Origin of the sequence: Streptomyces gossypii (assembly GCF_025165795.1) — a bacterium.
Lineage (GTDB): Bacteria > Actinomycetota > Actinomycetes > Streptomycetales > Streptomycetaceae > Streptomyces > Streptomyces gossypii.
Map to the genome: position 1 here is coordinate 48,858 of NZ_JAJAGO010000012.1, position 19,411 is coordinate 68,268.

The 19,411-nt window shown below is 71.1% G+C and carries 25 protein-coding genes; 11 read left to right on the forward strand and 14 right to left on the reverse strand.

What is annotated here, in order from left to right; genetic code table 11:
• Positions 1-60: 60 nt before the first annotated feature.
• Complete coding sequence (locus tag LHJ74_RS24235; RefSeq protein ID WP_260220323.1) at positions 61-876, reverse strand: class I SAM-dependent methyltransferase; 816 nt, start codon at positions 874-876, stop codon at positions 61-63.
• A gap of 74 nt (positions 877-950) precedes the next feature.
• On the opposite strand from LHJ74_RS24235, the gene LHJ74_RS24240 reads away from it, so the two are divergent.
• The 7 genes from LHJ74_RS24240 to tgmC all read left to right on the forward strand — a co-directional run bounded on the left by LHJ74_RS24240 (position 951) and on the right by tgmC (position 5,659).
• Positions 951-1,670, forward strand: a complete 720-nt coding sequence (locus LHJ74_RS24240) for a GntR family transcriptional regulator (protein ID WP_260220324.1) — start codon at positions 951-953, stop codon at positions 1,668-1,670.
• A 200-nt stretch (positions 1,671-1,870) separates the two neighbouring features.
• Positions 1,871-2,236: a DUF6415 family natural product biosynthesis protein gene (locus LHJ74_RS24245; protein ID WP_260220325.1), complete on the forward strand. Its 366-nt coding sequence runs from the start codon at positions 1,871-1,873 to the stop codon at positions 2,234-2,236.
• Positions 2,233-2,688: a DUF7848 domain-containing protein gene (locus LHJ74_RS24250; RefSeq protein ID WP_260220326.1), complete on the forward strand. Its 456-nt coding sequence runs from the start codon at positions 2,233-2,235 to the stop codon at positions 2,686-2,688. Before LHJ74_RS24245 ends, LHJ74_RS24250 begins: the two co-directional genes overlap by 4 nt.
• A complete protein-coding gene (locus LHJ74_RS24255; RefSeq protein WP_260220327.1) occupies positions 2,675-3,196 on the forward strand; it encodes an NUDIX domain-containing protein in 522 nt (173 codons plus the stop codon). Before LHJ74_RS24250 ends, LHJ74_RS24255 begins: the two co-directional genes overlap by 14 nt.
• 89 nt (positions 3,197-3,285) lie before the next feature.
• Positions 3,286-3,555 (forward strand): putative ATP-grasp-modified RiPP, encoded by a 270-nt coding sequence (tgmA, locus tag LHJ74_RS24260; RefSeq protein ID WP_260220328.1) that lies wholly within the window; start codon positions 3,286-3,288, stop codon positions 3,553-3,555.
• Positions 3,555-4,520, forward strand: coding sequence for an ATP-grasp ribosomal peptide maturase (gene tgmB / locus LHJ74_RS24265; RefSeq protein ID WP_260220329.1), 966 nt, complete (start codon positions 3,555-3,557; stop codon positions 4,518-4,520). The genes tgmA and tgmB overlap by 1 nt, the downstream gene beginning before the upstream one ends.
• Positions 4,517-5,659, forward strand: a complete 1,143-nt coding sequence (gene tgmC, locus LHJ74_RS24270; RefSeq protein WP_260220330.1) for an ATP-grasp peptide maturase system methyltransferase — start codon at positions 4,517-4,519, stop codon at positions 5,657-5,659. Before tgmB ends, tgmC begins: the two co-directional genes overlap by 4 nt.
• A 57-nt stretch (positions 5,660-5,716) precedes the next feature.
• Here the strand turns inward: tgmC and LHJ74_RS24275 are convergent, their stop codons facing one another.
• From LHJ74_RS24275 to LHJ74_RS24285, 3 genes are all read right to left on the reverse strand, one after another.
• Positions 5,717-7,021 (reverse strand): serine/threonine-protein kinase, encoded by a 1,305-nt coding sequence (locus LHJ74_RS24275; protein ID WP_260220331.1) that lies wholly within the window; start codon positions 7,019-7,021, stop codon positions 5,717-5,719.
• Complete coding sequence (locus LHJ74_RS24280) at positions 7,018-7,728, reverse strand: hypothetical protein (protein WP_260220332.1); 711 nt, start codon at positions 7,726-7,728, stop codon at positions 7,018-7,020. Before LHJ74_RS24280 ends, LHJ74_RS24275 begins: the two co-directional genes overlap by 4 nt.
• Before the next feature lie 127 nt (positions 7,729-7,855).
• Positions 7,856-9,817, reverse strand: a complete 1,962-nt coding sequence (locus tag LHJ74_RS24285; RefSeq protein ID WP_260220333.1) for an N-6 DNA methylase — start codon at positions 9,815-9,817, stop codon at positions 7,856-7,858.
• A 178-nt stretch (positions 9,818-9,995) separates the two neighbouring features.
• Between LHJ74_RS24285 and LHJ74_RS24290 the strand changes: the two genes are divergently transcribed.
• Together LHJ74_RS24290 and LHJ74_RS24295 are read left to right on the forward strand one after the other, a co-directional pair.
• Positions 9,996-10,577 (forward strand): DUF4352 domain-containing protein, encoded by a 582-nt coding sequence (locus LHJ74_RS24290; RefSeq protein WP_260220334.1) that lies wholly within the window; start codon positions 9,996-9,998, stop codon positions 10,575-10,577.
• 119 nt (positions 10,578-10,696) lie between these two features.
• Positions 10,697-10,921, forward strand: coding sequence for a hypothetical protein (locus LHJ74_RS24295; RefSeq protein ID WP_260220335.1), 225 nt, complete (start codon positions 10,697-10,699; stop codon positions 10,919-10,921).
• 92 nt (positions 10,922-11,013) lie between these two features.
• Here LHJ74_RS24295 and LHJ74_RS34490 read toward each other — a convergent pair whose 3' ends face one another.
• The 5 genes from LHJ74_RS34490 to LHJ74_RS24320 all read right to left on the reverse strand — a co-directional run bounded on the left by LHJ74_RS34490 (position 11,014) and on the right by LHJ74_RS24320 (position 13,905).
• Positions 11,014-11,415 (reverse strand): hypothetical protein, encoded by a 402-nt coding sequence (locus LHJ74_RS34490; RefSeq protein WP_375546827.1) that lies wholly within the window; start codon positions 11,413-11,415, stop codon positions 11,014-11,016.
• 181 nt (positions 11,416-11,596) lie between these two features.
• Positions 11,597-12,013: a nuclear transport factor 2 family protein gene (locus LHJ74_RS24305; protein WP_260220336.1), complete on the reverse strand. Its 417-nt coding sequence runs from the start codon at positions 12,011-12,013 to the stop codon at positions 11,597-11,599.
• 281 nt (positions 12,014-12,294) lie between these two features.
• Positions 12,295-13,047 (reverse strand): SDR family NAD(P)-dependent oxidoreductase, encoded by a 753-nt coding sequence (locus tag LHJ74_RS24310; RefSeq protein ID WP_260220337.1) that lies wholly within the window; start codon positions 13,045-13,047, stop codon positions 12,295-12,297.
• Between the two features lie 93 nt (positions 13,048-13,140).
• A complete protein-coding gene (locus LHJ74_RS24315; protein ID WP_260220338.1) occupies positions 13,141-13,572 on the reverse strand; it encodes an Rrf2 family transcriptional regulator in 432 nt (143 codons plus the stop codon).
• Positions 13,573-13,596: 24 nt separating this feature from the next.
• On the reverse strand, positions 13,597-13,905 hold the full coding sequence (locus tag LHJ74_RS24320) for a hypothetical protein (protein ID WP_260220339.1): 309 nt from the start codon (positions 13,903-13,905) through the stop codon (positions 13,597-13,599).
• On the opposite strand from LHJ74_RS24320, the gene LHJ74_RS34495 reads away from it, so the two are divergent.
• Positions 13,819-14,076, forward strand: coding sequence for a hypothetical protein (locus tag LHJ74_RS34495; protein WP_375546835.1), 258 nt, complete (start codon positions 13,819-13,821; stop codon positions 14,074-14,076). The genes LHJ74_RS24320 and LHJ74_RS34495 overlap by 87 nt on opposite strands.
• Here the strand turns inward: LHJ74_RS34495 and LHJ74_RS24325 are convergent.
• From LHJ74_RS24325 to LHJ74_RS24345, 5 genes are all read right to left on the reverse strand, one after another.
• Complete coding sequence (locus LHJ74_RS24325) at positions 13,994-14,782, reverse strand: SAM-dependent methyltransferase (RefSeq protein WP_260220340.1); 789 nt, start codon at positions 14,780-14,782, stop codon at positions 13,994-13,996. The two genes, LHJ74_RS34495 and LHJ74_RS24325, sit on opposite strands and share 83 nt — an antisense overlap.
• A 96-nt stretch (positions 14,783-14,878) precedes the next feature.
• Positions 14,879-15,199 carry a winged helix-turn-helix domain-containing protein gene (locus tag LHJ74_RS24330; protein ID WP_260220341.1) on the reverse strand — a complete coding sequence of 107 codons (321 nt, stop codon included), beginning with the start codon at positions 15,197-15,199 and terminating at the stop codon, positions 14,879-14,881.
• The gene (locus tag LHJ74_RS24335) at positions 15,196-15,660 is read right to left on the reverse strand and encodes a hypothetical protein (protein WP_260220342.1); all 465 of its coding nucleotides are present in this window, start codon (positions 15,658-15,660) and stop codon (positions 15,196-15,198) included. The genes LHJ74_RS24330 and LHJ74_RS24335 overlap by 4 nt, the downstream gene beginning before the upstream one ends.
• Before the next feature lie 121 nt (positions 15,661-15,781).
• The gene (locus LHJ74_RS24340) at positions 15,782-17,143 is read right to left on the reverse strand and encodes an MFS transporter (RefSeq protein WP_260220343.1); all 1,362 of its coding nucleotides are present in this window, start codon (positions 17,141-17,143) and stop codon (positions 15,782-15,784) included.
• Positions 17,140-17,655: a MarR family winged helix-turn-helix transcriptional regulator gene (locus LHJ74_RS24345; protein ID WP_260220344.1), complete on the reverse strand. Its 516-nt coding sequence runs from the start codon at positions 17,653-17,655 to the stop codon at positions 17,140-17,142. Before LHJ74_RS24345 ends, LHJ74_RS24340 begins: the two co-directional genes overlap by 4 nt.
• A 239-nt stretch (positions 17,656-17,894) precedes the next feature.
• Here LHJ74_RS24345 and LHJ74_RS24350 point away from each other — a divergent pair, with 239 nt between their 5' ends.
• Complete coding sequence (locus tag LHJ74_RS24350) at positions 17,895-19,274, forward strand: hypothetical protein (RefSeq protein ID WP_260220346.1); 1,380 nt, start codon at positions 17,895-17,897, stop codon at positions 19,272-19,274.
• Positions 19,275-19,411: the final 137 nt, after the last annotated feature.

The following is a 19,411-nucleotide window of genomic DNA, read 5'->3' on the forward strand; positions in this document are numbered from 1 at the left end:
TTCGGGCCGGGCGCCACACGGCCTGGCGAGGCCGCCGATGACGGCTCGCGCCGCCAGCCGTCAGGCAGGGCGGCGGCCGACCGCGAGCAGGTGGGAGCTGGCTGCCAGCAGCTCGGGGTACGGCTCGGCCATCCGGGCCGCGGTCAGCGCGGAGTCGAACAGAGGCGTGCCCGTGACCGACTCCCCCGTGTGCCGTTCCGTTGCCTTGAGCATGGCCCACGTCGGGCCCTCGATCCCGAACACCTCGGCATCCTCGAAACCCGCGTCGGCGACCTCGCCCCGCAGTTCCTCGCCGCTGTGGAAGTATGCGGCGGTAAACGCCTTCTTCCCGTCGATGAACTGCGTCTCAAGGATGCTGCCGATGCTGTCGCGCACGCCGTCCTTGTGGAGGTGCGCGAATGCTGTGTGCTCGAACAGCGAGGCATAGCGGTTGATCCCAGCTGCGGCGAGCAGGCCGCCGGGCCTCAGCACGCGGTAGGCCTCGGCGAGCGCACTGCCGCGGTCGCCGCGCTCCAGCAGGTGATAAAGGGGGCCGAGGAGGAGCACCACGTCGCGGGACGCGTCAGCGGCGGACAGCTCCCGGGCGTCACCGAGCTCGACGGTGCAGCGCGGCAACTGCCGGGCCGCCTCCACGTGACGGGGCACCGGGTCGACCAGATGCACCGCGTAGCCGTCCCCGGCAAGCCACCGGGCATGGACGCCCGGTCCGCCCCCGACATCGAGGACGCTCGCGGGCACCGGCGGGAGGTACCGGCGCAGCAGCTCCTGCGTGCGAACCAGCTCCAACGCCCCGTCCGCCGAGGCCGTCAGCCGATCGGCTTCATTGACCGTGGCCGAATAGAAGGTCATCACCTCTGGTGCAAGCTCTGGTGCCATGACGCCATTTTCCCTGCCGCCCCCGGTCCAGTGAACCCGGCAGGCCAACAACATGACCGGTTAACCTGCCAGCTATGCCCAAATTGAAGTACGAGCAGATCGCCGATCACCTCCGCGCCCGCATCACGGAGGGCGATTTCGCTCCTGGTGACGTTGTGCCTTCCGGTCGCGACCTGTGCGAGCAGTTCGGTGTCTCCCGTGCGACCGTCATCAAGGCTATGGATGTCCTGCGCAACGACGGCGTTGTCGTCGCCAAACAGGGATCAGGTTTCACGGTGATCGAGACCCCCGTTGCTCGGCCTGCGGGTCGTCGCAAATCAGGATCACGGATCGCGGGCGGACGGCCTTACAAGCGGCTCGGCGCTCCGACGAGGGAAGTGCCGCCCCATCGCGTCCGTGACGCGCTGCAACTTCCGCCTGGTGAACGGGCTTTGCACCGTGCCCGGTTGGTGCTCGACGACGAGGGCTGCCCATTCAGCTTTGTGGTCGCGTGGTTCCCGTTGGACATCGCGGATGCGTGTCCACGCCTGTCGCAGAAGGGCCCGATCGCGGAGGGCACTACCAACTACGTCGCACGCACTACGAATCGCTCTCCGGTACGCGGAACGGACGTGGCACAGGTGCGTCTGGCCACCGAGGCCGAGGCTGTCCAACTTGGCCTGTCTCTCCCGGCTGCGGTCGCCGTCGACAGGCACACCGCGTACGACGTGGCCGGATGCCCGCTCGTCTGCGAAGAGGGTGTCACCTCCGGTGAGTTGTGGGAGCACTCGGAGAGCTACTCGATGGGGTCGTGATAACCCGCCCCGACTTGACTGGACCGGTGGACCGGTCCAATCTGTGTGTGAGGTCACCGTCACTCACAGACTGGACAGCGCATGACCGATACATGGGCACCGCCCACCAGGCTGAACATCCGCGTCCAACCTGCCTGCACGGCATGGGATGCCGTCCGTGCACTGGAGCACCGGAGGGACCGGACGCAGAAGGCTGAGCGGTGAGCACTGCGCAGCCCCGAGCGGGCGGCGGCGTTCCGCCGGACGCAGAGCGCGTCCGTGCTCTCATTCAGCGCGCGTTGCACCCCCGGGCCATGCCCGACGGGGCCGAGGTGGCCGAACTGAAGCGGGAGTTGTGCAGTTTCGTCCGGACGTTGCTTCCGGAGGCGGAGGCGGCGGTCGACAAGCTCTGGTACGGCTCGCTGATCTGGTTTCAGCGCTGCGGTCGGCTCAAGCTCGTGCGTGAGCTACAGGAGCAGGGCCCCGACGTGCAGTTGCTGACGCCGCATGTATATGTGCGGCATCTGGCTCGTGACTGCCGCGTGCTGCTGGAGTATCTGGGCCTCAACGAGGACCAGGCGCGGTGACCCGCCCCCAGCGGGCTGGGCGGGTGGTCACCGCGCAGACGGTGCGGGTCGGGGACACGGTGCATGTGCGGGGTGCGTACCGGACGGTGCGGAACCTGCGGGCACTGGCCGGGGGTGACCGACTGCTGGTATTCGACGGCGGGATCACCTACCGGCTGCTGAGCTGGGTTCCCCTGAACGCTGCCAGGCCACAGCCCGAGCCGGTGACCGCCCCGGTGCGGGGGTGGTGCGTTGAGCCCGACACCCGTCCCGACGCAGAGCCGGTCACCCACGCCATGCAGTGCACCACCTGCGCGAAGGCGTCCGCAGGGTTCGAGGACCCGGAAGGCGCCCGGCGCTGGGCCGGCGAACACACCGGCCGCCTCCCCACCCACCGCAGCTACCGGCAGCTCACGCGCCGCCCCTGGCACACCACCCCCGCCCCACAGGAGACGCACCATGGCCCACGCTGACGTCGACCCCGCCGAACCGCCCCGCCGCCGCGTCGGGGCCGTCGTCCTGGTCCGCGACCCTGCCGGGGCCGTGCTGATGGTCAAACCCCGCTATAAGCGAGGCTGGATCCTTCCCGGTGGCGGAGCACACGAGGGCGAACCGATCACACACGCTGCCGCACGGGAGCTGTGCGAGGAGACAGGGCTCGTGCTCCCGCTCACGCACCTCATCGCACTCGACCAAGTTCCCGCCAGCGAGGACGGCACCTCCGCCGAAGGCATCAACGTCGTGATCGACGGCGGCATCCTCACCGCCGCCCAAGCCGCCGACGTCACCGTTCCCACAGCTGCCGCACACGAACTGGCCGCCACCGCATGGGTACCGCTGCAGCACCTCGCCGCGCACACCGAGCCGTACCAGGAGCGCCGCATCCGCGCCGCCGTGCACGCCACCGATCACGGCAACGAACTCCCACTCCTCCTCCTCGGCGAGCGGACCGACCGGGCTCGCCCCAAGTCTCCGGAATGAGAACTCTCATGGCATGGGATCACGCAACTCGGCTTGCTGACCGAGTTGTTGCAACTGTCGGCACCAACATGAATGGAGGCGCAGCACACATGACGCAGACACCCGCACCTTGGGGCACGGGCAGGATGGAGCCGTACGCGGCCACTGTCACGGCCCCGCAGTTCACGCCCGTGATCGACCCCGAAACGCAGATCGCCGTGATCGTGGACGAGCACGGGCACACGGTCGAGATGGGTGGCCACGGCACGAGCACCACCGGTCTGACCCCGACGACCACTACCCCGGGCGATGGCTCCGGGCCAGGGGGCGCGACCGACGCCGCCAGCACTGAGTCCTACGACCAGGACCAGTCCGGCTGATGGACGACCGACGCGGGTCGGTGCTGGTACTGACCAACAGCTATGACGTGACCTCGGACTTGGTGCTGCGGGCGCTCGCTGCGCGAGGCATTCCGGTGGTGCGTCTCGACCCCGGCGTCGACCCGCACGAGGGTGCCTCGCTGTCCGCCGTGTACGGCACCGCCGGACAGCGGGGCACCCTGCGCACCCGAAGCCGAGCCCTCGATCTCACGCGGGTGCGATCCGTCTGGGTCCGCAGGCCCTCGCCGTACGGGGGTCCTCCCGGACTGGACGAGCAGGACCGCAGGTTCGCCGCAGAGCAGTGCTTCTGGGGCACCGGGGGAATCCTCGCGTCCCTCCCAGGAGCCCACTACGTCAACCATCCGTGGCACAACCGCGCGGCAGAGCACAAGCCCGCTCAGCTTGCGGCCGCGCAACGAAGCGGGTTCCTCGTGCCCCACACGCTGATCACCAATGACGTACACGAGGCCCGGGACTTCGCGGCGCGTGAGCCCGGCGGAGTGGTCTACAAGCCCGTGTGGAACACCCCCTACCGTGTGGACAACAAGCCACACAGCGTGTGGGTGCGCGAGGTGCACGGGCATGACATCACAAGTGCCGTGGCCGTGTGCCCGCACGTGTTCCAAGCCAAGGTGGACAAGGCGTTCGACGTGCGGGTGACCGCCGTTGACCACCGGTTGTTCGGGGCCCGAATCGACAGCCCCGATCTCGACTGGCGCTACCGGCAGGACCTCATGCGATGCACCCCCATCGCAGTCCCGGAAGCGATCGCACGCTCCGTCGCTGCCTACCTCGCTGGTTTCCGCCTGGTGTACGGCGCGTTCGACTTTGCCGTGACCACCGATGACGCCTGGTACTTCCTGGAGTGCAACCCCAACGGACAGTGGGCACGGCAGCCGGCCGGGATCACCGACGCAGTCGCCCGTGCCATCGCTGACCAGCTACAGAAAGGCTCCGACACGTGAGCACATCTGCTCAGTTGCGCGCCGCCCTGGCGGACGCGCTCACCGAGGACGGCACCCTCACGGACCCGGCGTGGCGCGGCGCCGCCGAGACAGTCCCCCGGGAGCTGTTCGCGGGGTCCTACTTCGAGCAGGTTCCGGGCAGTGTCCCGACCCGCTACCGGCCCGTGCGCCAGGGCGATACCGGATGGCTTCGAGGCATCTACACCGATCAGACGCTCATCACCCAGCTCGACGGCCGCATCAGGCCCGATGATTGTGCGGACGGCAGCGTCGCGGGCTCTCCGTCGTCGTCTTCCACCTTGCCGTCGCTGGTGCTGCGCATGTGGCACCAGCTCGACGTCCAGCCGGGGCAGCGCGTGTTGGAGATCGGAACCGGAACCGGATACTCGGCCGCCCTCGGCGCGCACCGTCTCGGGGACGGCAACCTCACCAGCATCGAGTACGACCCGGTGGTCGGCGGAGCCGCCGCCTCCGCCATCAAGGCCACCGGATACGGCCCCCGGCTGATCATCGGGGACGGTCTGCGGGGAGACCCGGAGGGAGGGCCGTACGACCGCCTGATCGCGACCTGTTCGGTCCGCCACATCCCCATGCCATGGCTGCACCAGATGAAGCCGGGCGGAAAGATCCTGGTCACCCTCTCGGGGTGGAGCTACGCATCCGGGTTGGCGCTGTTGACCGTGACCGGTCCCGGCGCCGCCACCGGCCGGTTCCTGCCCGGGTACACCAGTTTCATGATCGCCCGGCCGCATGACCGCCCGCCTCGCCCGACGCTCGCCCTGATGCCCGGTGACGAGCGCCCGAGCCGGATCGACCCGGCCCTCATCGGGACATGGACCGGAAGTTGGGTGGCTCAGCTCGCCGCGCCCTCGGCCGAGCGGATGGGAGCGGGCGCGGAACAGATCCTCTGGGACGTTTCCACCGGTTCGCAGGCACGGACGGCATCCGGGCCCGATGAGGGCTGGACGGTCGTACAGCGCGGGCCAGCGCGGCTGTGGGACCAGGTCGAACGGGCGGTCCAACGCTGGCAGGCGGCCGGCGAACCGCACCAAGAAAGTTTCGGCATCACGGTCTCGGCTGCCGGACAGCGCGTGTGGATCGGCACCGAGGACGGTCCGGGCTGGGATCTGCCGATCTGAAGGCAGGCCGGGCGGTCGTGAGGCGGTCGGGCGCCCATGGCCACCCCGTCCGGCAGCTCATCCGGACAGGTGCCGGAGGCACAGGGACTCGTCCTGGCGCAGTTGCGTCACCACCGGGTCGTAGGGGCCGCGTTCGGCCGTGAGGTCCTGGATGAGGCGGCGGATCTCCGGGAGGGCGCGGGCGTACTGGGCGGTGTCGACGAGGGTCGCGGCGAACTGCTTGCGCAGCGTACGGACCACCGGGGACGGGTCGCCGTGCTCGGCGACGGCGGCCGGAAGCGCCCGCCCGAGCAGGTCGGCGACCTGGGTGTAGCGCCCGGCGGCGAGCAGGCCGCGCACCTCCTCCAGGGTGCCGGGCAGATCGATCACGGGCGGCGGGCCGAAGCCGGAGGCCGTCACCGGCGGTGGGGCCACGCCGCGCGGCACCGGCCAGGGTGCCATGGGCTCGCGGAACGGCCGGGTCGGGTCCGTGGGGAGCGACGGCTGCGAGTGCGCCTGGTCGTACGGGCGCGGCAGCAGCGGGGCCAGGAGCGAGTACACCTCGTAGGCGTCGGCGGGACGGGCTGTGGGCTCCTTGTCCAGCAGCCGTGCGACCAGCGTGGCCAGCGCCTCGGGCACCTCGGGGCTGATGTGCCGCACGGGCACCGGAAGCTCGTGCAGCTTCTTGTAGAGCAGGCCCGAAGCCTCCGGGGCCTCGAACGGGAGCCGCCCGGTGAGGAGTTCGTAGAGCAGCACCCCCAGCGCGTAGAGATCGGCGGCGGGACCGACCGGGGAGTCGCCGATCGCCTGTTCGGGCGCCATGTAGACCGGGGTGCCGATCAGGGCGCCGGTGCGGGTGAGGCGGGTGGTGTCGCCGACGGAGGCGACCGCCGCGATGCCCAGGTCGAGGATGATCACCCTGCCGTCGGGACGGACGATCGCGTTCCCCGGCTTGAGGTCACGGTGGATCACCGGCACCGCGTGCACGGCGACCAGTGCGGCGCACATCTGGGCGGCGACGGCCGCCGACCACTGCCACGGGTAGTGCTCGTGCTCGGCGAGATGGTCGCCCAGGTCGCTGCCCTCCACCCGCTGCATGACCAGGAAGAGTTCGTCGTCGTCGCGTCCCGCGTCGTAGACGGTGACCAGGCCGGGGTGGTCGATACGGGCCGTGACCTGGCACTCCCGCTCGAAGCGGCGGCGCAGCTCCTCCAGATCGGCCGTGCCGGAGAGCGACGCCATCTGCCCGGAGTGCATCAGCTTGACGGCGATGTGCCGCCCGCCGAGGCCGAGGTCGCGTCCGCCCCACACCTGGCCCATGGCGCCCTTGCCCAGCGGTTCGGTCAGCTCGTACCGGCCGGCGATCAGACGGCCGCCGGTCAACGGGGGTCACCGCGCTTGCGCAGCAGCTCGTCCAGTTCGTCGAGTTCGGAGGCGACTTGGCGCATCCGGGTCGAGGCGTGCGGGGCGGGCGACGCGGGGGCGGCGGGCGGCTGCGGTGCAGGGGCTTGGGCCTGCGGCTGCGGCTGCGGCTGCGGCTGCGGGTAGCCGTATGAGGGCGCCGGGGACTGCGGGTAGCCGTACGACGGGGCGCCGGTCCCGTAGGCCGTGGGCGGATATCCGTAGGACAACACCTGGGTCTCGCCCAGGGCGCCCGGCGGAGGGCCGCCCGGCAGGTGGCCGCCCGGCACTGGACCGCCCGGCGCAGCAGCCATGAAGCCCCGCATCCCGGGTTCGCGCAGGAAGCGGTCGGCGAGGATCGCGTGCACCGCCGCTCCGATGATGAAGAAGACGACGTACACCCCGGCCCAGAACGAGGCCATGCCCTCCCCCTTCGGGTCCTCCTCGACGGTGATGAGCAGCGTCACATAGACCGCCGTCAGCAGCACCAGCACCACGAGCACGCCCCAGTCGGCCGCCCGGCGGCGCAGCAGCGCGAAGCGGAGGGAGGGCACCCAGGCGAGCAGGCCGAGCGACCAGACCGGAAAGCTGGCGTAGAGCAGCCGGAGCGCCATCCCCTTGGCGCCGGGCCGCCCGGAGCGGCGGGGTGCGGGCAGGGGTGGCGGAGGAGTGGCGGCCGGGCCGTACATGGAATCTCCATGCTGCTGAGGAGACGGACGTGGGCGTGCGGGGATCGTGTGACGGTCGGACTTTGCTGCCAGTGAGCGTATACACCGCCACGGACAGCACAGCCCGATCGTCGGTATACGTCCGGTATCAGTCGGGTCGGATCGTGCCGTCTGTCAGCACGTCGTACATGCCCTGGACGAGTTCCCGCCCCAGCCCCTCCGCCTGCTGCAACGCCGCCTCGAAGGCGGCCAGCCTGCGGAAGTGCTCGCCGTAGCGCCGCTGTTCGGCGAGCGGCAGCCGTGGCAGCCTCAGCCGCCGTACGTCCAGCCGGGAGGCGCTGGAGGCGTGGCTGCTGGCCTGGCGGGTGTTGGCGGTGCCGCGCAGGAAGCCCGCGACGAAGTGCGGGTCCAGGGCGTGCGGGTCGGGACGCAGCAGGGCCACGTGCCGCTCGAGCGGCTCCCCCGCGCCGTCCGCCGCCACGACCCTCGCGGCGGCGCCCCGGCCCAGCACCGGGATGAGGACATCGCCCTCACGGGTCAGCGGCGGCTCCGTGTCGCCGCTCCCGCGCAGCTCCACCTCCAGGGCGCCCGCGCGGGCGAGTTCGCCGACGGTGGTGTCCGACCAGTTCGGGGCCCCGGCGGCCCCGGCGTCGCCTGCCCGGGGCGGGGTGGCGGCCGGGGCGAGTTCGAGGGAGCGGCGCAGCGTGCGGTCGAGCCGTTCCCGTACGACGGTGAGCGCGGCCGTGCCCTCGCCCGTGCCTGGGGGCAGGTGACGGGCGGGCGCCAGGTCGACGTCCTCGTCCAGCAGGTCGATCACCGCCCGTGCGCCGCTGACGCCGGGCTGCTCGGGGGCGGTACCGCCGCCGTCGAAGGCGCGCCAGGCGCTCAGCACGGTGCGGTGCAGCTCCGGCCAGGGCAGCGCGGCGCGGCCCTCCGCCTGGTGCCGGACGCTGGTGTCGACCAGCAGCAGCCGGGGCGCGGGGGCCTCGGCGCCGTCCGGCTTGCGCAGCACCCATACGTGCAGCGGCAGGTTGTACGGCGGCGCGGCACCGGCGGGCAGTGCGACGACCGCCCGCAGCGCACCCCTGCGCAGCAGCGCCGCACGGATACGGCGGCCGGTGCGCCGGGAGGCGGCGGCGGGCGGCATCAGCAGCACCGCCGTGCCGCCGGGGCGCAGCCGGGAGAGCGCGTGCTGGACCCAGGCCAGCTCGGATTCCGTACGGGCGGGCAGGCCGTACTCCCAGCGCGGGTCGTAGGCCAGTTCGGCGTGGCCCCAGTGGCGCTCGTTGAACGGTGGATGGCACAGCACCACGTCGACGGGCCGGGCTGCCGGTGCGGGGGCGGCTGCGGTGGCGGCGGCCGGGTCGCCGCGCAGGGCGTCGGCCGTACGGATGTGGACGGCGGCCTCGCCGCGCAGGGCGATCCGGAGGGCGGTGAGCCGGGCGAGGGCGGGATCGATCTCCTGGCCGTGCAGTTCGGCGGGCCAGGAGCCGCTCGGGCCGGTGGCCGCCGCGAGCAGTTCGCCGGAGCCGCAGGCGGGGTCGAGGACGGAGTCGGCGGGGCCGGCGAGGGCGACCATCAACGCGGCGGCATCGGGTGGAGTGAGGGTGTAGTGCCGGGTGTTGGCGTCGAAGTAGCGGCCGAGGAGGAACTCGAAGGCCGGGCCGGGGCCGAGCTCGCCGGCAAGCTCGGCGAGCGGCCCGTGCGGCCCGTGCGGCGCGTGCGGCGCGTGCGGCGCGTGCGGCGCGTGCGGCGCGTGCGGCGCGGCGGCGGAGTGGCGCAGCAGCAGCTCGCCCGCGTGGGCGAGGGCGGCTGCGGTGCCCTCGGGGGCGCCTTCCAGTTGCTGCCAGACGCGTTCACGCGGGGGGACCTCGGCGAGCTTGCCCTGAGCCCGCAGCCATTCCTCGACCTCGGGGAGGGAGAAGGCGGGGCTGGTCTCGGTGCCGCCGATGGGCTTGGGGAAGTGGGGGTAGCGGCGGCGCCAGTTGCTGACCGCTGCTCTGCCGACGCCTGCCAGCCGGGCGATTCCGGCGGCGGTCACCTCGGTGGCGCCGTCCGATCCGCCGTCCGATCCGCTCTCCAGTCCACTCTTCGCCGCGCTTTCCGACACGGACGCTCCCTCCCTCTGCTCCTGTGACTCCGATCATACCCAGAAGGGTGAATCCGACCAGCTCACCGCGTGAACTTCGATGAATCGATGAACCGTGTTGACTCGGTTCACAGCTCATGTTGTCATTAACCCATCGGTTCACGGGGAGCCGGTCCCGCACTCGGAAAAGGTGTCCGTCATGTCTGTTCGCTACCTCAGCCGCAAGCGCTCGCTCGCCGCGACAGCCGTCGCGGCCGTACTCGCCCTCGGCGGCCTCACCGCCTGCGACGCGGAAGAGCCGACGACCAAGAAGGCCGGTTCGAGCTCCAAGCAGGCGAAGAAGGGCGGCGCGGAGGCTGGGGGCGCGCAGAAGGAAGACACCCCGGAGGGCCCGATGGCAGCGGGAGACACCGCCAGCTACAAGAGCGGTCTGACGGTCACGGTCTCCGAGGCCGCCGCGTACACACCGACGGAGTTCGCCAGCGGCCACACGGAAGGCAACAAGGCTTACAAGGTCACCATCACGCTGGACAACACCGGTGCGAAGAAGATCGACGCCGCTCTGATCATGGCAACCGCCCGTGCGGGCGAGGAGGGCACGGAGGCCGAGGCCATCTTCGACGAGCAGGTCGACTCGGCGTTCGAGGGCAAGCTGCTGCCAGGCAAGAAGGCCACCGCTTCGTTCGCCTTCGACGCCCCCGCCGACGCGGCGGTCCTGGACATCGAGGTCGACCTGCTCGACTTCTCGACCGAGCCCGCCCAGTGGAGCATCAAGCTTTGACGGCCCCCGGTTCCTTACCGCCCGCGCGGCGGTGCCGCTCACCGCCGCACGAGACGCGTCAGCGAAATCCGACACCTCAGCGAAGCCACAGCGAAGCCACAGCGAAAGAAGGACACCTCATGAAGGCCGTCACAGCAGAAATCCTGGTCGGCACCAGCCAGGAGACCGAGAAGCACAAGGTCGCCGTCCACGTGCAGCTCACCCAGAACGACCCGGTCTACGGCGACCTGAGCGCGACCGAGCGCGACACCGTCCTCGCCGCCATGATCGCCGCCGTGCGCGACAGCCTGCCCGACTACCACGCCCCGGCGACGGTCACCTCCGAGGAGACCGCCTCCGCCTGACACCGCGGCTGACCCCGGCCTCCGGCCGCCGACCCCGCCCCGCCCCGCTTCCGGCCAACCCCCGGAGCGGGGCGCTGCCGCGGCGGCGGAAGTCACGGGACGGCCGAGGGGAATGTGCCTGCGGGCTCCAGTGACGCGGTGCGGCCGCGGTCGAGGGTCACCACGTCGTCCACCGCCGCCAGCCCCGCCGCCTGGTGGGTGATGAGCAAGGTGGTGCGGCCTCGGGTGGCGTCCAGGATGTCGGCGAGTACCTCGTCCGCCGTTTCCGGGTCGAGCCCTTCGGTCGGCTCGGCGGGCGCCAGGTCGGTGGTGCGGAGGAAGTCGGCGACCTTGCCCGGCATGTCGAGGACGACCGGCAACTCCGGGGCTGGGGCTCCCGGGTCGGCGGCCGTGTACTCGGGCAGCAGGTCGGCGACGGCGGTGAGGTCCATCGCGGAGAACGCGCCGTCGTGGATGCGCAGAGCGAGACGGTCGCGGTGCAGGACGTCGAGCACGTCGAGGATGTGCCCGGTGCCGCGCGATCGGCAGTCAGCACCGAAGGCCGCCCCCCACTGTGCTGACCGGCAGCGATCGGCCGGGGCGGGTTCTGCTATCCGTTTCGGCCGTATCTCGGCTGATCCTCGTACATGCCCGGCCGGGCCGCCCCGGGCCGCAGGGCCCCTGAGCACCCTCCGCTCAGCTGGCGTTGAACGCTTCGGCGACGGTCAACGTGTCCTCGTACAGGTGCATGCGAACGATCCGGCCGCCCTCGACCACCAGGTGCATGGTCACCGGTGTGGTGAACTCCTTGCCGCTGGCCATGACGGTGTGCGTGAAGACCGCCAGCAGCACCACGTCACCACCGTCGACGACGACGCGCTCCAGCACGACCTTGCTCCTGCCGTGCGCGAAGTGCGGCCACATCGTGGTGAAGTACGGCGCGACCTCCTCCCGGCGGGTACGGCGCCCGGTCCAGGGCAGCGCGTCACTGCCCGGGACGTGCCAGTCGATCTCCTCGGCGAACAGTTCCTGGATGCCGTCGGGGTCCTGCCTGCCGAGGCGCTCCAAGAACTTCTCGGCCACGGTCCGCGAGGTCTGAGCATCTGTTGCCATCGTCCTTGTCCTTTGTCTCTTCGTCTGCTTGAGGTGTCGGTCGGGCCTCAGCCCTGGAACAGGAAAGTGCTTGCCGCTCAGCGGCCCGCCGAGCGGCATGAGCGCCCCGCCTTCACGCAGCGCGCCAAGGTCGACCGGAGCGAACCCGAATGCGGCTCTTCATGACTCACTCACTCCTTGCTGTGTCGTTGTGTCGCAGCCGTTGCCCTGGCGGACGGTCGCAAGTACGCGGCTCAGACGTCCTGGAGCGTCGAATGCGTCCCGCGTCGCCGATTTGCCGCCTAGAGCTGTGTGGCGCCGCCGTCGACGAACAGTTCCGCGCCGGTGGTGAAAGTGCTTTGGTCGCCGGCCAGGTAGAGGGCGGTGGCGGCGACCTCGTCGGGATGGCCGGCGCGGCCGAGCGGGGTCGGCGGGACGGGCTCGGCCGCGGTGGGCCGATCGCCGTGCGGGAAGGCTGCGAGGAGCTCGTCCAGGCCTGGGGTCTCGACGGGGCCGGGGGTGAGGGCGTTGACGCGGATTCCGTGGCCGGCCAGTTCGGCGGCCCAGGTGCGGGCGAGGCTGCGGATCGCGGCCTTGGTGGCGGCGTAGACGCCCAGGCCCGGGGCGGCCCGCAGGGCCGAGCTGGAGGAGAGCAGCATCACCGAGGCGCCGGCCGTCAGCAGCGGCAGCGCCTTTTGGACAGTGAAGACCGTGCCCTTGAAATTGATCGAGGCAGTGCGGTCGTACTCCTCCTCGGTGATCGCGCCGAGCGGGCCGTAGTCCCCGACCCCGGCGTTGGCCACCACAATGTCCAGGCGGCCGCTGCGGTTCGCGATCTCGGCGAAGAGCCGGTCGAGGTCGCCGAGGTCCGCGGCATCGCCCTGGATGGCGATGCCGCGGGCGCCGACCTGCGCGACGGCGGCGTCCAGCGCGGCCTTGCGGCGCCCGGTCAGGTAGACGGTCGCGCCCTCGGCGGCGAAACGGCGGGCGATCGCCAGGCCGATGCCGCTGGAGGCGCCGGTGACAAGGGCGGTCTTGTCGTCCAGCTGTCCCATCAGATTCTCCAATTCCTTGACGTAACCATTATTGTTACATTGATGGGTGCAAAACCCGATCCCCCCCGATCACGGGAAGTCGACGGTCCGAGGTCAGGCGGCTTTCAAGACGTCCCGCAGCACGTCCTCCAGCGTGGTCTTGGCCAGCTCCCTGCGCAGGGCGGCCTCCACATCGTCGTACACGGCGGCCATTGCCGGCCCGATGCCGTGGCCCACGACGCACTCGGGGTCCGGCGTCGCGCGATGCAGGGCGAAGACCGGTCCCGGTTCGATCGCCTGGTAGACGTCGAGCAGGGTGATCGCCGCCAGGTCCCGCGCGAGCATCCAGCCCGCCCCCGCCCCCCGCCGTGAAACGGCCAGGCCGACCTTGCTCAGCTCGCCCAGCAGGCGGCGGATCACCACCGGGTTGGTGTTGACGCTCGTCGCGATCTGCTCGGAGGTGGCGACCTCGTGGCCACGCCGCTGATACAGCCCGATCCATGTCAGCGCGTGCGCCGCAATGGTCAGTCTGCTGTTGGCACTCACGTCGGACTCCGCCTCCCTCGCCCCTCAGGTCCAGTCGTAACAATAATCATTACAACGATATGCGGCAAGTCCTGCGGTGCTGGCCGGACCGGCCTCGTCAAGGAGCACGCACGCCGCCACCACCTGGAATCGGTGCAGCACGCGACCGGCCACGCACAACTGGTGGCCGAACGGCTCACCGGCGGCGACCGGACGTATGACGACCTGCCCTGGTTCTGGAGCGGCCAGTTCGACACGACCCTGCACATCGCGGGACTCGCCGGGGAGAGTGACGCCGAGGTGATCCTTACCGGAGGGCCCGACGCCTTCCCCGTCCTCCGCTTCCGCCAGCACCGGCTCCTCGCTGTCGAGTCGGCCAACCGGCCCGGTCGCTCTCCTGCTCCCTCGAAGCCCGCCGGGATGACGATTCCGGCGGGCCCGCTCAGGCTGCGTTCTGGCCTGTCCCACCGTTCTTGCGGGCCGTCACCAGCGCAAAGGAGAGGTACTCGCCGCCGTCCGCGGTGAGCATGTCGATCACGGGCTGGTTCGCCGCCCGGCGGTCCGGCTGGTGCTCGCTGGTTGCCAGGGTCCACAGCAGCCAGTCCCGCCAGGCGTCCTGTTGCAGCCGAGCGGAGGTGACGGTCACCAGTTCGGTGATCTCCCACTGGAAGCGCCACCACTCGGCGGTGTGCCAGGCGAGCGCCTCCCAGCCGACGACCTCCTTGATGTGCGGCGGGATCGCCCCCAGCTCCCGGACCTCCCGCCTCATGGCGGGCGTCGCCATGCCCAACAGCCCGCCCGGCCGCAGGAACCGCGCCAGATACGGCAGGTAGCCGTCCGCCGTACCGAAGTACTCGAAGGCGTCCACACTCACGACGGCGTCGAAGCTCTCCTCTTCGAACGGCAGGGCGTGCGCCTCGGCCCGCACGGCCTCCACCCGGTCGCCGACACCCGCCTCGGCGAAGACGGACGCGGCCTCCTCAGCGGCGATCCACCAGTCGGCCGCGACGACCCGGACGCCGTACTCGCGGGCCAGGAACACCGACGTGGCGCCCTTGCCCGAACCGAGATCCAGCACGCGCATCCCCGGCCGCAGCTCAAGGTTGCGCGCGAGGTCCTCCAGCAGCCACAGCGGGTTCGGCCCCATGTCCAGCCCGAGCAGCCAGGACGGATCGTAACGGGAAGTTCGCGGATAGCGGTCCGGACGTACGAGATCAGTAAGGGCAGTCACACGCACGCACCCAAGCCGATCGGCCGCACCCGCACAACCCGATTCCGGGGTGGGCGGCACGGCTCAGCTTGCCAACCACTGCTCGCTCCGACCCCGTCATGAGCGGGTCGTCGACCCTTCGGCTGGACGTGTGGCGTCGACGATCGCCTGCAGCGCCGCGATATGGCCGTCGAAGGCGTCCCGCCCGGCGGGGGTCAGCCGGGCCCGTACTTTTCGGCGGCTGCCGCTGACGCGGCGTTCGGTAGCGACATACCCGGCCTCTTCGAGTGTCGCGAGCTGTTTGGACAGCGCCGAGTCGGACAAGCCCAGTCGTTCCCTGAGGAAGGCGAACTCAGCCCAGTCGGCGGCGGCCAGTGTCGCCACCAGCGACAGGCGGGTGCTGGGGTGAATCAACTCGTCGAACTTCGCCGTCGTCATGCTCGCACCCAGCGACGCAGTACGCGCAGGATGTCCGGTCCGCCGAACCCCACCACAGCCGCCACCAGCCCCGCCGCCCAGATGCTCGCGTGACCGGCGCCGTCGGCGTCGAGAGCGAGCGCCACCAGGACGGTGACTGCGACCAGCCCGAGCAGCATGCCGACCACGGCAACGGGGATGCGGCTGCCGGCGACCGCGGCGCTCACCTGGATCTGCCGCGTGCGCCGCCGTCCGCCGAGCAGGCGCGAGGCGAATATCGCGTGTCCGGTGCCGAACCCCACGGTGGCGACAGCGGTCAGCCACCACGGCAGCACCGCGCCGAATATGCCCAGTACCAGCCAGCCGGCGGCCATGCCCCACCAGTAGGCGCGGGGCAGGCCGATCTCCTCGGTCACCTGGCGGCGGGCACGATCCGCCTCGGCGAGCGAGGCGCGGGCCTGTTCTGAATCGACCTTGTCCATGACGAGACCTCTCTTTCCTGGTGGGAAAGTAAGAGTTCCACTTTCCCACCAGGAAAGTCAAGCGCCGCACTCACGCCGCGACCAGGTCACCGGAGGCGTGTACCGCCTGCAGATACCCCTTCTATGCCTTGGTCGTCGCCGCGTCGGCAGCCCCGGGCACGGTGGAGTCGGGCACGGTGGAGTCGGGCACGGCCGGGTCCGCCGCAGTCGGATCAGCCACGATCGGGTCCGGCGCGATCGGGTCCGGCGCGGGAGGTGGCGTGCGGTACGCGCGGAGGGGGGAGTTGGCCGCCGCCACGGCGGCGATCACCAGGGCGGCACCCAGGCCGCCGGTGACGAGGGCGAAGGGTGCGGAGGTGGCCGAGGCCACCAGGCCGGCGCGGAAGTTGCCGAGCTCGGGGCCCGCGACGCCGATGACGTGTTCCACGGAGGAGACCCGCCCCCGGTACTTGTCCGGGGCTTCCATCTGGACCAGGGCGCTGCGAGTGACCACCGACACGGTGTCGGCCGCGCCGGCCACGGCCAGGCAGCCGAGCGCCAACCACAGCGGCCCGGCCAGGCCGAAGCCGGCCAGCGCCAGGCCCCAGACGCTCGCCGCGGCCAGCTGGACCAGCCCGCCGCGGCGCCAGCGCGTCACCGTGCCGGAGAGCAGGCCCGCGGTGATCCCCCCGACGGCGACGGCCGAGAGGAAGAGACCGAGGGTCTGCGGATCGCCGTCGAAGCGGACTTCGTTGACCAGCGGAAAGAGCGCGACCGGCATGGCGAGCAGCGTCGCGGCCAGGTCGGTGGCCAGCGAGCCCCACAACGTCGGACGGCGCAGGACGATCCGCCAGCCGCCGCGTGCGGGCCGCCGTCTGCCGCTCGTCGCGTCGGCGCCCGCGGGCGGCATGGCCGGGAGCCGGACCACCGCGAGCAGTGAGACCGCGACGGCCACGCCCTGTACCGCGTAGGCGGCGGAGAAGTCCCAGCGGGCGATGATCAGCCCGGCCACCGCGGGGCCGGTCAGCATCGCCGCCTGGAAGGAGAGGTTGCTCAGGGCGAGCCCGGCCGCGACCTGGTCGGCGGGCAGCAGCCGGACGGGGAGGGTGCGCCGGGCCGGGGCGCCGAGGGCGGCGCAGGCGGCACCGATGGCGACCAGGGCGAGCAGCACCAGGACGTTCCGGTTGTCCGCCAGGGCCTGGGCACACAGCCCTGCGGCGGCCAGCAGTTGGCCCGCGGTGGTGGCCCGTACCACCGTGCGGCGGTCGACGGCGTCGGCGAGCGTGCCGCCGAGCAGTCCGAACACCAGCATCGGCAGACCGGTGGCGAGCCCGATGGCGCCGGTGCCCACGGGGCTGCCGGTCAGGTCCCAGACCTGTGCCAGCACCGCCACGGTGGCTATCTGCCCGCCGAGCGCGGAGAGTGAGGAGCCGATCCACAGGTCACGGAACGGCCGGCTGCCACGCAGCGGGCGGGTGTCGAGGAACCGGACGCGCCCCCTCATCGGGGTGGCTCGACGAGGTGGCCAAGGATCCGCTGCCGCATCGGCCGGTGTTCCAGCGCCCGCCGCAGGTCCTGGACGACGGTGGTCAGCGCGTACGGGATCTCGGCGTCCAGTCCGGCGATCGTCGCGTGGGTGGCGCGCCACTCGGACTCCAGGAACGGCACCAGCGACCGGCCGCGCTCGGTCAGGCCGATCCGCCGGGTGCGGGCGTCGGGTCCTGGCTCGGAGGTGACCAGGTCCTCCTTGCGCATGGCGGCGACGGTCTGGCTGATCGCGGAGTGCGAGCGGTCGAGGGACTCGGCGAGTTCGCGGATGGTCAGCGGTCCGGTGTGGGCGAGCCGGATCAGCGGATAGGCGAATCGCGGCCGCACCCCCTCGATGCCGCGCGCGAGGTAGATCTGCTCGATCTCGGCGTCCAGGGTCGCCAGCAGTTCGTGCAGCGACTGCCAGGGGTCGGGCAGTGTGGTGGGGTCGGGAGGGGAGTCGGAAGCGGTGGGGCCGGAAGATGTCACAGCGCTAATATAACAGCGCTGCGATAAATGAGTCGATCCGCACCCTGCCGCCCCGCTCCGGCCCTGGCCCGCCGAGACCCCTTGTAGGGTGCAAGAGTCCTTTGGCGGAAGGGGAGTTGCAGGACGCGGAGCTGGCTGCCTTCGGTAGTCCGTGCACCAGCGCCGAGGAGCGTGGTGCAAAACGATGGGGAGTTGAAGTCGTGCGTACGGGAAACGGTGTGGCGAGAGGCACCGCCGCAATGGTTGCCGCAGCGCTGCTGCTGGCGGGCTGCAGCGGAGGAGACGACGGTGACGACGAGGGCGGGAAGAAGTCCGGCGGGAAGGACCGCCACGCCACGAAGAGCCCGGCTCCCGAGCAGGCACGGGCGCCCCAGGAGAAGCTGCCCTCCGCCTACGACGCCGCTAAGGGCTGGGCAGTGAAGAATTCGGAAGGGCTGAGCAGCCCCGTCTACGCACCCCACGCCAAGGCCGTGCTCTTCCTCAAGAAGGCCCCGGGCGGGGCCTCCACGCAGATCGTGGCGCGCGACCTCAAGACCGGCGCCGAGCGCTGGACCGGAAATCCGGTGGCACTGCCGAAGTCCGGGCAGGACAGCACCGTGGACGGCAGCACGACGCTGATGGTGACCTCCAAGGGCGAGACGGACTACGCGGTAGTGACGTTCTCCGGCGAGACGGGCGGCGACGGAGCGAACAAGTCCAAGGAGACGACGCAGCTCACGGTCTTCCCGGCCAACGGTTCGGGCAACGTCGAGGCGGCCCGCACGATCGAGCTCCCCTATTCCACGGAGAGGTTCGCCGCGCAGGGCACCGAGGGCATCGTCTTCTCCACCGCCTCGCTCAATGATGAGGGGAAGCCGCAGCCGACATCCGTGGACGTCACCACGGGGAAGCGGACCACGTACACGAAGGCTCAGCTCGCGGCGCCCGCGAAGGCGAAGGGCTGCCGCGAGGAGAGGGCGATCGGGCGTGCCGACTGCGACGAGAAGGCCCAACTTTTCGGCGTCTCACCGCAGGGCCCGCTGGCGACCGACGTGGACAAGGCCTTCTGGCTGAACGACGCCTGGTACAGCGGGACCAACGCACCCTCCGACGCGGTGACGAACCCCGCCGGCGGCAGCAATGTGATCGTCATCCACCACGACGGCTCGGTCGTCGCCCGCTGGACGGCGAGCGGCGACGGCACGCCCAAGCGCTGGGAGATCCGCGACTCCGAGAGCGGCAAGGTGCGCGCCTCCGTGCGCTGCGAGGAGGACATATCACCGCTGGACGAGTCGGGGCCAGTGATCTCCGGTGGCCGGTACGTATCGGCGGACACGGTCGTGATGGACCTGAAGGAGGACAAGGGCTACTGCTTCGAGGGCAACGACGACCGCAAGGAGGTCATCGTCACGACGGTCGACGCCACCCACGGCACGGCGTACGGAACCGTCCGGGGCGAGGGGTCCAGCTCGGACGACCTTCCGGTGGAGGTGGACCTCGCCGCCGACCAGGTCACCCCGCTCGACCCCGGAACCCAGCTCCCCTCCTGGACGGCCGAGGGAGTCGCCGCCTACACGGCCGAAGGGGACGACGTGTCGTGGACCCCCGGTGTCACGGCGGCCTTCTATCCGTCGAAGTGAGCCGCGCGGCTCCCCTCAGCACTCCGTGTGCGAGTACGGCCACCTGGTGGCCGTACTCGCACACGAACTCACGCTGCTCCTGTGACACGACACCGGAAAAGGGGCTGCGGTGTCTCCCCCGGGCGTGGACCATGAAC

Excerpts from the sequence above, each read along its gene's own strand:
- LHJ74_RS24235 (WP_260220323.1), bottom strand. The coding sequence starts at position 876 with ATGGCACCAGAGCTTGCACCAGAGGTGATGACCTTCTATTCGGCCACG.
- LHJ74_RS24240 (WP_260220324.1), top strand. The coding sequence starts at position 951 with ATGCCCAAATTGAAGTACGAGCAGATCGCCGATCACCTCCGCGCCCGC.
- LHJ74_RS24255 (WP_260220327.1), top strand. The coding sequence starts at position 2,675 with ATGGCCCACGCTGACGTCGACCCCGCCGAACCGCCCCGCCGCCGCGTC.
- tgmA (WP_260220328.1), top strand. The coding sequence starts at position 3,286 with ATGACGCAGACACCCGCACCTTGGGGCACGGGCAGGATGGAGCCGTAC.
- tgmB (WP_260220329.1), top strand. The coding sequence starts at position 3,555 with ATGGACGACCGACGCGGGTCGGTGCTGGTACTGACCAACAGCTATGAC.
- LHJ74_RS24280 (WP_260220332.1), bottom strand. The coding sequence starts at position 7,728 with ATGTACGGCCCGGCCGCCACTCCTCCGCCACCCCTGCCCGCACCCCGC.
- LHJ74_RS24290 (WP_260220334.1), top strand. The coding sequence starts at position 9,996 with ATGTCTGTTCGCTACCTCAGCCGCAAGCGCTCGCTCGCCGCGACAGCC.
- LHJ74_RS24295 (WP_260220335.1), top strand. The coding sequence starts at position 10,697 with ATGAAGGCCGTCACAGCAGAAATCCTGGTCGGCACCAGCCAGGAGACC.
- LHJ74_RS24305 (WP_260220336.1), bottom strand. The coding sequence starts at position 12,013 with ATGGCAACAGATGCTCAGACCTCGCGGACCGTGGCCGAGAAGTTCTTG.
- LHJ74_RS24310 (WP_260220337.1), bottom strand. The coding sequence starts at position 13,047 with ATGGGACAGCTGGACGACAAGACCGCCCTTGTCACCGGCGCCTCCAGC.
- LHJ74_RS24330 (WP_260220341.1), bottom strand. The coding sequence starts at position 15,199 with ATGACGACGGCGAAGTTCGACGAGTTGATTCACCCCAGCACCCGCCTG.
- LHJ74_RS24335 (WP_260220342.1), bottom strand. The coding sequence starts at position 15,660 with ATGGACAAGGTCGATTCAGAACAGGCCCGCGCCTCGCTCGCCGAGGCG.
- LHJ74_RS24340 (WP_260220343.1), bottom strand. The coding sequence starts at position 17,143 with ATGAGGGGGCGCGTCCGGTTCCTCGACACCCGCCCGCTGCGTGGCAGC.
- LHJ74_RS24350 (WP_260220346.1), top strand. The coding sequence starts at position 17,895 with ATGGTTGCCGCAGCGCTGCTGCTGGCGGGCTGCAGCGGAGGAGACGAC.